At 68.4% G+C, this 11,246-nt stretch carries 14 protein-coding genes; 8 read left to right on the forward strand and 6 right to left on the reverse strand.

Annotated features, from left to right (window positions below):
* The 6 genes from AC1DOC_RS05685 to AC1DOC_RS05710 form a co-directional block, all read left to right on the forward strand.
* Window positions 1-559: segregation and condensation protein A (locus AC1DOC_RS05685; RefSeq protein WP_478129514.1), on the forward strand; the 559-nt coding region annotated here is incomplete at its 5' end.
* Between the two features lie 29 nt (window positions 560-588).
* Window positions 589-2,160 carry an L-aspartate oxidase gene (gene nadB / locus AC1DOC_RS05690; RefSeq protein ID WP_436301662.1) on the forward strand — a complete coding sequence of 524 codons (1,572 nt, stop codon included), beginning with the start codon at window positions 589-591 and terminating at the stop codon, window positions 2,158-2,160.
* 74 nt (window positions 2,161-2,234) lie between these two features.
* The gene (gene panB / locus AC1DOC_RS05695) at window positions 2,235-3,128 is read left to right on the forward strand and encodes a 3-methyl-2-oxobutanoate hydroxymethyltransferase (RefSeq protein WP_436301663.1); all 894 of its coding nucleotides are present in this window, start codon (window positions 2,235-2,237) and stop codon (window positions 3,126-3,128) included.
* Between the two features lie 15 nt (window positions 3,129-3,143).
* Entirely contained in the window at window positions 3,144-3,995 is an 852-nt protein-coding gene (gene panC, locus AC1DOC_RS05700; RefSeq protein ID WP_478079322.1) for a pantoate--beta-alanine ligase, read from the forward strand.
* Window positions 3,992-4,630: a 7-carboxy-7-deazaguanine synthase gene (gene queE / locus AC1DOC_RS05705; RefSeq protein WP_478083745.1), complete on the forward strand. Its 639-nt coding sequence runs from the start codon at window positions 3,992-3,994 to the stop codon at window positions 4,628-4,630. Before panC ends, queE begins: the two co-directional genes overlap by 4 nt.
* Window positions 4,631-4,647: 17 nt before the next feature.
* Complete coding sequence (locus AC1DOC_RS05710) at window positions 4,648-5,010, forward strand: 6-carboxytetrahydropterin synthase (RefSeq protein ID WP_015866870.1); 363 nt, start codon at window positions 4,648-4,650, stop codon at window positions 5,008-5,010.
* A gap of 127 nt (window positions 5,011-5,137) precedes the next feature.
* Here the strand turns inward: AC1DOC_RS05710 and nadA are convergent, their stop codons facing one another.
* From nadA to AC1DOC_RS05740, 6 genes are all read right to left on the reverse strand, one after another.
* On the reverse strand, window positions 5,138-6,265 hold the full coding sequence (nadA, locus tag AC1DOC_RS05715; RefSeq protein ID WP_478081303.1) for a quinolinate synthase NadA: 1,128 nt from the start codon (window positions 6,263-6,265) through the stop codon (window positions 5,138-5,140).
* A gap of 8 nt (window positions 6,266-6,273) precedes the next feature.
* Entirely contained in the window at window positions 6,274-7,152 is an 879-nt protein-coding gene (nadC, locus tag AC1DOC_RS05720) for a carboxylating nicotinate-nucleotide diphosphorylase (protein WP_478129515.1), read from the reverse strand.
* 62 nt (window positions 7,153-7,214) lie between these two features.
* Window positions 7,215-8,228 (reverse strand): NAD(P)H-dependent glycerol-3-phosphate dehydrogenase, encoded by a 1,014-nt coding sequence (locus AC1DOC_RS05725; protein WP_478081305.1) that lies wholly within the window; start codon window positions 8,226-8,228, stop codon window positions 7,215-7,217.
* Window positions 8,229-8,252: 24 nt separating this feature from the next.
* Complete coding sequence (gene secB / locus AC1DOC_RS05730) at window positions 8,253-8,717, reverse strand: protein-export chaperone SecB (protein ID WP_015866874.1); 465 nt, start codon at window positions 8,715-8,717, stop codon at window positions 8,253-8,255.
* A 128-nt stretch (window positions 8,718-8,845) separates the two neighbouring features.
* A complete protein-coding gene (gene grxC, locus AC1DOC_RS05735) occupies window positions 8,846-9,106 on the reverse strand; it encodes a glutaredoxin 3 (RefSeq protein WP_015866875.1) in 261 nt (86 codons plus the stop codon).
* A gap of 21 nt (window positions 9,107-9,127) precedes the next feature.
* Complete coding sequence (locus AC1DOC_RS05740; protein WP_370880715.1) at window positions 9,128-9,511, reverse strand: rhodanese-like domain-containing protein; 384 nt, start codon at window positions 9,509-9,511, stop codon at window positions 9,128-9,130.
* Between the two features lie 105 nt (window positions 9,512-9,616).
* Here AC1DOC_RS05740 and gpmA point away from each other — a divergent pair, with 105 nt between their 5' ends.
* Both gpmA and AC1DOC_RS05750 read left to right on the forward strand, forming a co-directional pair.
* Window positions 9,617-10,360: a 2,3-diphosphoglycerate-dependent phosphoglycerate mutase gene (gene gpmA / locus AC1DOC_RS05745; RefSeq protein WP_478129516.1), complete on the forward strand. Its 744-nt coding sequence runs from the start codon at window positions 9,617-9,619 to the stop codon at window positions 10,358-10,360.
* Window positions 10,361-10,464: 104 nt separating this feature from the next.
* Window positions 10,465-11,246: S41 family peptidase (locus AC1DOC_RS05750; protein WP_478129517.1), on the forward strand; the 782-nt coding region annotated here is incomplete at its 3' end.

Raw genomic sequence — 11,246 nt, forward strand, 5'->3', positions numbered from 1 at the left:
CCTGGAGCTCGCGGCCGAATATTTGCTGATGGCCGCGATGCTGATCGAGATCAAGTCGCGCATGCTGCTGCCGCCCAAGAAGGTGGCCGACGGCGAAGAGGCCGAAGACCCGCGCGCCGAGCTCGTGCGCCGCCTGCTCGAGTACGAGCAGACCAAGCTGCAGGCCGCCGCCATCAGCGCGCTGCCGACCTACGGACGCGACTTCTGGAAGGGGCAGGTCTACATCGAGCAGTCGCTCAAGCCGCGCTTTCCGGATGTGAACGTGATCGAGCTGCGCGACGCCTGGGCCGACATCATGAAGCGCGCCAAGCTCGTGCAGCACCACAAGATCTCGCGCGAGGAGCTCAACGTGCGCGAGCACATGAGCATCGTGCTGCGCCACCTGCAGGGGCGGCGCTTCGTCGAATTCGAGAAGCTGTTCGACGTGTCGCGCGGCGCGCCGGTGCTGATCGTCACCTTCATCGCGATGCTCGAGCTCGCGAAGGAAACGCTGATCGACATCACGCAGGCCGAGGCCTTCGCGCCGATCTACGTGCGGCTGGCCTACTCGCCCGCCTGAGCCTCTTTCCTACTTCCGAGAAATCCGCCGTGCACGACTTCGACGTCCTCATCGTCGGCAGCGGCCTTGCAGGCCTCTCCGCCGCGCTGCACCTGGCGCCCACGCACCGCGTGGCCGTGCTGACCAAGCGCGCGCTCAACGACGGCTCCAGCGCCTGGGCGCAGGGTGGCATTGCCGCGGTGCTGGCCGCGGGCGACAGCTTCGACGCCCATGTGGAAGACACGCTGATCGCCGGCGCGGGCCTGTGCGACCCCGAGGCCACGCGGCTGGTCGTCGAGGGCGCGCCTGAGGCCATCGCCTGGCTGCGCGAACTCGGCGTGCCGTTCTCGGAGGAAGGCGGCGGCCTGCACCTGACGCGCGAAGGCGGCCACAGCCAGCGCCGCATCGTGCACGTGACCGACGCCACCGGCGCGGCCGTGCAGCGCACGCTGATCGAGCAGGTGCGCCGCACGCCCAGCATCTCGCTCTTCGAGCACCACACGCTGGTCGACCTCGTCACCGGCACCGGGCTCGGCCTGAAGGACCCCGCCTGCGTGGGCCTCTACGCGCTCGACGACCAAACCGATGAAGTGCTGGCCTTCCGCGCGCCGCACACCATCCTGGCCACGGGCGGCGCGAGCAAGGTGTACCTCTACACCACCAACCCCGACACCGCCACCGGCGACGGCATTGCCGCGGCCTGGCGCGCGGGCTGCCGGGTATCGAACATGGAATTCATCCAGTTCCACCCGACCTGCCTCTACCACCCGCACGCCAAGTCCTTCCTGATCAGCGAGGCGGTGCGCGGCGAAGGCGGGCTGCTCAAGCTGCCCGACGGAACGCGCTTCATGCCAAAGCACGACGAGCGCGCCGAACTCGCGCCGCGCGACGTGGTGGCGCGCGCCATCGACTTCGAGATGAAGAAGCACGGGCTGGACTGCGTGCACCTGGACATCTCGCACCAGCCGCCGGCATTTCTTAAAGAACATTTCCCCAACATCCTCGCGCGCTGCCTGGAACTGGGCATCGACATCACGCGCGAGCCGATTCCGGTGGTGCCGGCCGCGCACTACACCTGCGGCGGCGTGCTGAGCGACCTGGCCGGGCGCACCGACCTGCCCGGCCTCTATGCCATTGGCGAGACCGCCTGCACCGGGCTGCATGGCGCCAACCGCCTTGCGAGCAATTCGCTGGTCGAGTGCATGGTGTTCGCACGCGCCGCGGCCGCCGCCATTGCCGCGGCACCGGCGCGCGAGCGCACTGAACTGCCGGCCTGGGACGAAAGCCGCGTGACCGATGCCGACGAGGCCGTGGTCATCTCGCACAACTGGGACGAGCTGCGCCGCTTCATGTGGGACTACGTCGGCATCGTGCGCACCAACAAGCGCCTGGAGCGCGCGAGCCACCGCATCGCGCTGCTGCAGGCCGAGATCCAGGAGTTCTACGCGAACTTCCACGTCACGCGCGACCTGCTCGAACTGCGCAACCTGGTGCAGGTGGCCGAGCTGATCGTGCGCTGCGCCCAGGCCCGCCACGAAAGCCGCGGGCTGCATTTCAGCCGCGACTATCCTTCGCTCGCCGAACCGACCGCACCGACCGTGCTGGTGCCCTCGGCGGACTGAAACCCACCCGCTTTTCACGTTTTTCTTCACTCAAGGATGCCCGGCCACCGACGCCCGCAGGGAGAAACCCAACCATGTCGAACACCACCACCCCACCGCCGGAAACCACGCCAGCCTCGCCCTACGGCACGCTGCCGCCGGCCTCGCTGCCCGCCTCGCGCAAGCCCCTGAGCCTGCCGCGCCTGGCCGACATGCATGCGCGCGGCGAGAAGATCTCGATGCTCACCGCCTACGACGCCACCTTTGCGGCCATGGCCGATGCGGCGGGCATCGATTGCCTGTTGGTCGGCGATTCGCTCGGCATGGTCTGCCAGGGCCTTGCGAGCACCGTGGGCGTGACGCTGGACGCCATGCGCTACCACACCGACAGCGTCTCGCGCGGCCTGCGCCGTGTGCAGGGCACGGCCTGGCTGATTGCCGACCTGCCCTTCGGCAGCTACCAGGAATCGCGCGAGCAGGCCTTGCGCAGCGCCACGGTGCTGATGCAGGCCGGCGCCCACATGGTCAAGCTCGAAGGCGGCGGCTGGACCACCGAGACGGTGCGCTTCCTGGTGGAGCGCGGCATCCCGGTGTGCGCGCACCTGGGCCTGACGCCGCAGACCGTGCATGCGCTGGGCGGCTACCGCGTGCAGGGCAAGGGCGACGCCGGCGCGCTGCTCAAGCAGCAGGCGCATGCGCTGCAGGACGCGGGCGCCACCATGGTGGTGCTCGAGATGGTGCCGGCCGCGCTGGCCGCCGAGCTCACCGCCGAACTCAAGCACTGCGCCACCATCGGCATCGGCGCCGGCAAGGGCACCGCCGGCCAGGTGCTGGTGTTGCACGACATGCTGGGCATCAACCTCGGAAAGATGCCGAAGTTCGTGCGCAACTTCATGGCCGATGCGCCGGGCGTGCTGCCCGCCCTCAAGGCCTACGTGCAGGCCGTCAAGGACGGCAGCTTCCCCGACGACCAACTCCACGCCTGGTAAGGAAGGAACCGAGACATGTACATCGCACACACCATCGACGAGCTCCGCAGCCACCTGGCCGCCTTCGAGCGCCCCGCCTTCGTCCCCACCATGGGCAACCTGCACGAGGGCCACCTCGCGCTCGTGAAGCAGGCCAAGCCGCTGGGCGATGTGACGGTAGCCAGCATCTTCGTGAACCGCCTGCAGTTCCTGCCGCACGAGGATTTCGACACCTATCCGCGCACCTGGGACAGCGACTGCGAGAAGCTGCGCACGGCCGGCTGCGGCGTGCTCTTTGCACCCGACGAAAAGGCGCTCTACCCCGAGCCGCAGACCTGCAAGGTGCATCCGGACCCGGCGCTTGCAGACATCCTCGAAGGCCATTTCCGCCCGGGCTTCTTCGTCGGCGTGTGCACGGTGGTGATGAAACTCTTCCAGTGCGTGCAGCCGCGCGTGGCGGTGTTCGGCAAGAAGGACTACCAGCAGCTGATGATGATCCGCCACATGGTGCGGCAGTTCGCGATGCCGATCGAGATCGTGGGCAGCGAGACCTTCCGCGCCGACGACGGGCTTGCGCTGTCGTCGCGCAACGGCTACCTGAGCGAGGCCGAGCGCGTGGAGGCCGTGCAGCTCTCGAAGGCGCTGAAGGCCATGGCCCAGGCGGTGCAAGCCGGCGAGCGCGATTTGGCCGCGATCGAAGCGCGGGCAATGCAGGCGCTGGCGCAGCGCGGCTGGCAACCGGACTATCTTGTGCTGCGGCGCCGCTCCGACCTGCAGGCGCCCAGTTCCGCCAATCTGGCTGGCGAGCCGCTCGTGGCGCTGGCCGCGGCGCGGCTGGGCGGCACGCGGCTGATCGACAACCTCGAAATCGACGCCATGCCCTCATGACCTACAGCGTCAAGGAAATCTTCTACACCCTGCAGGGCGAAGGCGGACAGGCCGGCATGCCGGCCGTGTTCTGCCGCTTCGCGGGCTGCAACCTCTGGACCGGCCGTGAGGAAGACCGCGCCACGGCCGTCTGCCGTTTCTGCGACACCGATTTCGTCGGCACCGACGGCACGCTGGGCGGCAAGTTCAAGAATGCCGAACTGCTGGCCGACACCATCGCCGCGCAATGGCCGGCCGACGACGCCGAGCACCGGCTGGTGGTGCTGACCGGCGGCGAGCCGCTGCTGCAGGTGGACGCCGCACTGGTCGACGCGCTGCATGCGCGGCGCTTTCGCATCGCGGTGGAAAGCAACGGCACAGTCGCCGCGCCCGAGGGCATCGACTGGCTCTGCATCAGCCCCAAGGCCGGCGCGCCGTGGGTGCAGCAGCGCGGGCAGGAACTCAAGCTGGTGTGGCCTCAGACCGAATTCGATCTCGACACGATGGCGCGCACCGGCGAGTTCACGCACCGCTTCCTGCAGCCGATGGACGGGCCCGACCGCGTGGCCAACACCGAACTGTGCATCGCCGAATGCATGCGCCATCCGGCGTGGCGCCTCAGCGTGCAGACCCACAAGATCACCGGCATCCGCTGAGCGCGGACATTCTTCAGATGCGATTCACCATCAGCCAACGCTTTTTCTTCGACGCCGCGCACACGCTCAAGCGCGAGATCGAAGCCGAAGGCAGCCGCCGTATCCACGGCCACACCTACCACGCCGAAGTCTGGCTCGCGGGCCAGCGCGATCCCGTCACAGGCATGGTCGTCGACCTGGGAGTGCTGCGCCGCCGGCTCGGCGACGTGCGCGAGCAGCTCGACCACCACCTGCTCGACGACGTGGCGGGGCTGCATCCGCCGACGCTCGAGAACCTGTGCCTGTTCATTGCAGATGCGCTGCCGGAATTCAGGCCCTCGCTCGCGCGCGTGCGCGTGTGGCGCGAGGCGCTGGGGGACAGCTGTACGCTGGAGTTCTAGGTTTTTCTCCCTCCCCTCCCGGGGGAGGGTCGGGGTGGGGGCACGGCAGCCTTCACTCTCGCGCGGCCTCGAAGGCGGGCAGCCCCCATCCCAGCCTTCCCCCGGCGGGGGAAGGAGCAATGCACAGTCAGGCCGCGCCGATGCCCGCGACCAGGCTCCCCGGCGCCTGCCCATTCTTGAGCCCCGCCGTGAACGCCAGCATCCGGTCGATCGGCACCCTCGCGCGCAGCCCCAGCGCCGGGTCGACGTGGATTTCTCCCGCGCCCGTTTCCAGCGCATTCGCCAGTTCCACGAGCCCATTCATCGCCATCCACGGGCAATGCGCGCAGCTCTTGCAGGTAGCGCCGTTGCCGGCCGTGGGTGCCTCGATGAAGGTCTTGCCGGGGTTCAGCGTGCGCAGCTTGTGCAGCATGCCGGTATCGGTGGCGACGATGAATTCCTTCGCGTCCATGCGCTGCGCCGCATTCAGGATCGCCGAGGTCGAACCCACCGCATCCGCCAGCGCGATCACATCGGCCGGCGACTCCGGATGCACCAGCACCTTTGCGGCCGGATGCGCCTTCTTGAGCAGTTCGAGCTCGAGCGACTTGAACTCGTCGTGCACGATGCAGGCGCCGTTCCAGCTCACCATGTCGGCACCGGTCTGGCGCTGGATGTAGTCGCCAAGGTGGCGGTCGGGGCCCCAGAGGATCTTGCGGCCCTGGGCGTGCAGCGCGCTCACCACGTCGAGCGCGCAGCTCGAGGTGACGAGCCAATCGGCGCGCGCCTTCACGGCCGCGCTGGTGTTGGCGTAGACCACCACGGTGCGGTCGGGGTGCCGGTCGCAGAAGGCGCTGAACTCGTCGACCGGGCAGCCCAGGTCGAGCGAGCAGTTGGCGTCCAGGTCGGGCATCAGCACGCGCTTCTCGGGCGAGAGGATCTTGGCGGTCTCGCCCATGAAGCGCACGCCCGACACCACCAGCGTCTGCGCCGCATGGTCGCGGCCGAAGCGCGCCATCTCGAGCGAATCGCTCACGATGCCGCCGGTTTCCTCGGCCAGGTCCTGCAGGTCGGGATGCACGTAGAAGTGCGACACCATCACCGCATTGCGCTCGCGCAGCAGGCGGCGGATGCGCTCCTTGAGTGCGATGCGCTCATCTTGCGAAGGCTCGGACGGCACGCGGGCCCAGGCGTGGCGCGTGTCGCAGGCCGCGCCGGCGCCGGCCGCGGGTTGTTCGTAGTCGACGTCGATGACGAAAGAAGAAGGGGCAGCCATGGACGCGCTCAGCCTTCCTGGAAACGCATCGAAAAGTCGATGGCCTTCACGTCCTTGGTGAGCGCACCGACGGAGATGCGGTCCACGCCGGTGCCGGCCAGCGTGCGCAGGCCCTCGAGCGTCACGCCACCCGAGATTTCGAGCACGGCCTTGCGGTCCTCGCCGGCCTCGGCGTTGATGCGGACGGCCTCGCGCAGGGTCGGCAGGTCCATGTTGTCGAGCAGCACCATGCGCGCGCCCGCCTCGAGTGCCTCGCGCAGCTGCGCCAGGGTTTCGACCTCGACCTCGACGAAGGCCGCGCGCTGCGCCGCCGGCGCCACCGCACGCAGCGCCGCGGCCACGCCGCCGGCCGCTGCAATGTGGTTTTCCTTGATGAGCACCGCGTCATAAAGCCCGATGCGGTGGTTCACGCCGCCGCCCGTGCGCACCGCGTATTTCTGCGCAAGGCGCAGGCCCGGCAGGGTCTTGCGGGTGTCGACGATGCTCGCGCGCGTRCCGCGCATGGCGTCGGCATAAAGCGCCGTCTTGGTGGCGACCGCGCTCAGCAGCTGAAGGAAGTTGAGCGCGGTGCGCTCGGCCGTGAGCAGTGCGCGCGCCGTGCCCTCGATCTCCAGCACGGTCTGGTCGGCCGCGCAGCGCTCGCCCTCGCCGCACAGCCAGCGGATGCGGGCCTGCGGATCGAGCTGCCGCACGGTGGCTTCGACCCAGGGCGCGCCRCAGAGCACGGCCGCCTCGCGCGCCAGCACGCGGGCATGGGCGCGGCGGCYGGGGTCGACCAGCGAGGCGGTCAGGTCGCCGTCGGCCACGTCTTCCTGCAGGGCGCGGGCGGCATCGGCCTGGGCCAGCGCGGCCACGGCCGGCGCCGAAAAATCAAAGCGAGGGCTCATGGCTGTCTTGTCTCTTCAGTCTTGTGTGTAGTTCATGGTCATGGCACGCGGCCCGGACGCCTCTAGGGCCGCACCGACTCGGGCACCGGATCGCGGCCGGTCAGCGAGGCCACCGCCTCCTGCGGGCTCAGCCGGCCGTCGAGCAGCGCGACCACGCCTTCGGCGATGGGCATTTCCACGCCCAGGCCGCGCGCACGCTGCACCACGGTGCGTGCGCAATAGACGCCTTCGGCGACATGCCCCAGCGAAGCGACGGCCTGCGCCAGCGTGTGGCCCTGGGCCAGCAGCAGGCCCACCTTGCGGTTGCGAGAAAGGTCGCCGGTGGCCGTGAGCACCAGGTCGCCCAGGCCGGAAAGGCCCATGAAGGTTTCGGCGCGCGCGCCGAGCGCCAGCCCGAAGCGCGTCATTTCGGCCAGGCCCCGCGTGATGAGCGCCGCGCGCGCATTGAGCCCCAGCGCCAGGCCGTCGCAGAGGCCAGTGGCAATGGCCAGCACGTTCTTGACGGCGCCGCCGACTTCCACGCCCACGATGTCGTCGTTGGCGTAGACGCGCAGGGCCGGGCCGTGGAAGGCCTGGACCAGCGCGTCGCGCACCGCGGCATGGGGGCTTGCGGCCACCAGCGCCGTCGGGCGGCCTTCGGCGACTTCCTGCGCAAAGCTCGGTCCGCTGAGCACGCCGGCCATCAGTTCAGGCGCGACCTGCCCCCAGATTTCGTGGGCCAGCAGGCCGTAGGAGGCGGGAGACGAAGCATCGAGCGCGGGTTCGACGCCCTTGCACAGCCACGCGACCGGCGCGGTCGTGCCGCGCAAGGCGATGAGCTGCTGCCGCAGCGCGGCCATGGGCGTGGCCACCACGACCAGTTCGGCGCCCGCCCGGGCCTGGTGCAGGTCGCCGGCGCGCACCGTGAGTGCGGGCGGCAGCGCCAGGCCGGGCAGGTAGCGGACGTTTTCGCGCGCCTTGGCAATGGCCTCGGCCTGGGCCGCATCGCGCGCCCAGAGCGTGACCTCGTGGCGGCCCGCCGCATTGACAGCCAGCGCCGTGCCCCAGGCACCGGCGCCATGAACGCAGATCTTCATCGRCGTTGCGGCGCTGTGCCGGCTTTACTGCGTGACGATCGGCGAGGGCTGGCCGGCGGCCTGCGCCTGCTGCTGCTCGTACATCGCCTGGAAGTTGATTTCCGCCAGGTGCACGGGCGGGAAGCCGCCGCGCTGGATCACGTCGGCCACGTTGCCGCGCAGGTAGGGATAGACGATCTGCGGGCAGGCGATGCCCAGGATCGGGCCCATCTGGTCTTCGGGCAGGTTGCGGATCTCGAAGATGCCGGCCTGCTTGGCTTCGACCAGGAACACGGTCTTGTCCTGGATCTTGGTCTGCACGGTGGCCGACACGGTGATCTCGAAGATGCCTTCGGCCACCGGCTGGGCGTCCACGCCAAGCTGGATGTCGACCGTGGGCTGCTCCTGCTCGAGCAGGATGGCGGGCGAATTGGGCTGTTCGAGCGACAGGTCCTTGAGGTAGACGCGCTGGATCTGGAAAACGGGATCTTGGGCTTGCTGGTCGGCCATGGCTGAACTTTCGAGGATCAAAACAATGCCCGCCGGGGAGAGCTTCCCGCAGCGGGCTGCAGATGAATGAGCAGGCGATTATCGCCCCGCGGCCGGACCACTTTCGCGACGCCCGGCTGCTTTGTGTGTCAGGCGCCTTGGAGCAGGGGCACCAGGCCGCCGCGGCCGTCCAGCGCCACCAGGTCGTCGCAGCCGCCCACGTGGGTGTCGCCGATGAAGATCTGCGGCACCGTGCGGCGCTGGGTGATCTCCATCATGGTGCTGCGGGCCGCGGGATCGCTGTCGATGCGAATTTCTTCGATCTCCTCGACACCCTTGGACTTGAGGATCTGCTTGGCGCGAACGCAGTACGGGCAGAAGGCGGTGGTGTACATCTTGACGGCTTGCATACGCTTTACCTTGGGGAAGCCTCAGGCTTTTTCAACGGGCAGGTTAGCCTCTTTCCAGGCCTTGAGGCCGCCGGAAACCGCTTGGGCCTGCTCGTAGCCCAGTTTCTTGGCCATGGCCACGGCGCGCTGGGCGCGGGCGCCGGTGGCGCACACCAGCAGCAGCGGCACGCCCTTGTTCTTGACCGCGCCGGTGAGCTTTTCCTCGAGCTGGTTCAGGGGCACGTTCTTGGCGCCGATCATGTGGCCGGTGGCGAACTCTTCGGGTTCGCGTACGTCGACCAGCACCGCGCGTTCGCGGTTGATGAGGTGCACCGCGCCCTGGGCCGTGAGCGTGCCGCCGCCGGCGCCGCGCACGAGCGGCCAGGCCAGCATGCCACCCGAGCTGAGTGCGATCAGGATCAGCATCCAGTTCGCGGTGACGAATTCGATCAATTTCACGGGGGTTCCTTGGATGGCAAACCCGGGATTTTAGAATGCTGGTTTTCCCAAGCGCTGCCAAAGGCTTCCCACATGCACAAACTGGTACTGATCCGCCACGGCGAATCSACSTGGAATCTCGAAAACCGCTTCACCGGCTGGRYCGATGTCGACCTSACCGAMACCGGCATCGAGCAGGCCAAGCAGGCCGGCCGGCTGCTCAAGGCCGAGGGCTACGACTTCGACGTGGCCTACACCAGCGTGCTCAAGCGCGCCACCCGCACGCTCTGGCACACGCTGGACGAGCTCGACCGCACCTGGCTGCCCGTGGTGCATTCGTGGCGCCTGAACGAGCGCCACTACGGCGCCCTGCAGGGCCTCAACAAGGCCGAAACCGCCAAGAAGTACGGCGACGAGCAGGTGCTGGTCTGGCGCCGCAGCTATGGCACCCCGCCGCCGCCGCTGGAAGCCGACGATCCGCGCAGCGAGCGCTCCGACGTGCGCTACGCCAAGCTTTCGCCCGAGCAGGTCCCGCTGACCGAATGCCTGAAGGACACGGTGGCACGCGTGCTGCCGTTCTGGAACGAATCGATGGCGCCGGCCATCCGCACCGGGCGCCGCCTGGTGGTGGCGGCGCACGGCAACTCGATCCGCGCGCTGGTCAAGTACCTCGACGGCATCTCCGACGACGCCATCGTCGGCCTGAACATCCCGAACGGCATTCCGCTGGTCTACGAGCTCGACGACGAGCTCAAGCCGCTGCGGCACTACTACCTCGGCGACGCCGCGGCCGCCGAAAAGGCCGCCGCAGCGGTGGCCTCGCAGGGCAAGGGCTGAAAAAAGAAAGCCCCTCGGCGGCGCTCCCCCGTGGAACCCCGGCAGGCAATTTGCTTCCAAGCTGTGTATATTGGTTTGACAGCCGACAAGGACAATCACTCATGATGGGTCAGAAACTGAAGATTACCGGCTGGGTTGCCGCCGGCGCCGTTGCCGGCGTCTTGACCACCGTCTCGTTGCAGACGGTTGCACGCGGCTCGCTCGCGCCGCTCCCGCTCGAGGAATTGCAGCAGCTCGCCGCGGTGTTCGGCATGGTCAAGAGCGACTATGTCGAGCCGGTCGACGAGAAAAAGCTCATTTCCGACGCCATCTCGGGGATGGTGGCCGGGCTCGACCCGCATTCCCAGTACTTCGACAAGAAGTCCTTCAAGGAATTCAGGGAAGGCACCACCGGCCGCTTCGTCGGCGTGGGCATCGAGATTTCCCAGGAAGACGGGCTCATCAAGGTGGTGTCGCCGATCGAGGGCTCGCCGGCCTTCCGCGCGGGCCTCAAGCCCAACGACCTGATCACCAAGATCGACGACACGGCCGTGCGCGGCCTGTCGCTCAACGAGGCCGTCAAGCGCATGCGCGGCGAGGCCAACACCAAGGTGCTGCTGACCATCTTCCGCAAGGACGAGAGCCGCACCTTCCCGGTCACGATCACGCGCGAGGAAATCCGTACCCAGTCGGTGCGCGGCAAGGTCATGGAGCCGGGCTACGGCTGGATCCGGCTGTCGCAGTTCCAGGAACGCACGGTCGACGACTTCGTGAAGAAGGTCGAGGACATCTACAAGGAAGAGCCCAACCTCAAGGGCCTGGTGCTCGACCTGCGCAACGACCCGGGCGGCCTGCTCGACGCGGCCGTCGCCATCTCGGCCGCCTTCCTGCCCGAGAACGTCACGGT

It is taken from the genome of Variovorax sp. 01T439_2, from assembly GCF_056398445.1.

Coding starts and splice junctions, on each gene's coding strand:
- panB (WP_436301663.1), top strand. CDS start 2,235: ATGTCGAACACCACCACCCCACCGCCGGAAACCACGCCAGCCTCGCCC.
- panC (WP_478079322.1), top strand. CDS start 3,144: ATGTACATCGCACACACCATCGACGAGCTCCGCAGCCACCTGGCCGCC.
- queE (WP_478083745.1), top strand. CDS start 3,992: ATGACCTACAGCGTCAAGGAAATCTTCTACACCCTGCAGGGCGAAGGC.
- AC1DOC_RS05710 (WP_015866870.1), top strand. CDS start 4,648: ATGCGATTCACCATCAGCCAACGCTTTTTCTTCGACGCCGCGCACACG.
- nadA (WP_478081303.1), bottom strand. CDS start 6,265: ATGGCTGCCCCTTCTTCTTTCGTCATCGACGTCGACTACGAACAACCC.
- AC1DOC_RS05725 (WP_478081305.1), bottom strand. CDS start 8,228: ATGAAGATCTGCGTTCATGGCGCCGGTGCCTGGGGCACGGCGCTGGCT.
- secB (WP_015866874.1), bottom strand. CDS start 8,717: ATGGCCGACCAGCAAGCCCAAGATCCCGTTTTCCAGATCCAGCGCGTC.
- grxC (WP_015866875.1), bottom strand. CDS start 9,106: ATGCAAGCCGTCAAGATGTACACCACCGCCTTCTGCCCGTACTGCGTT.
- AC1DOC_RS05740 (WP_370880715.1), bottom strand. CDS start 9,511: ATGCTGATCCTGATCGCACTCAGCTCGGGTGGCATGCTGGCCTGGCCG.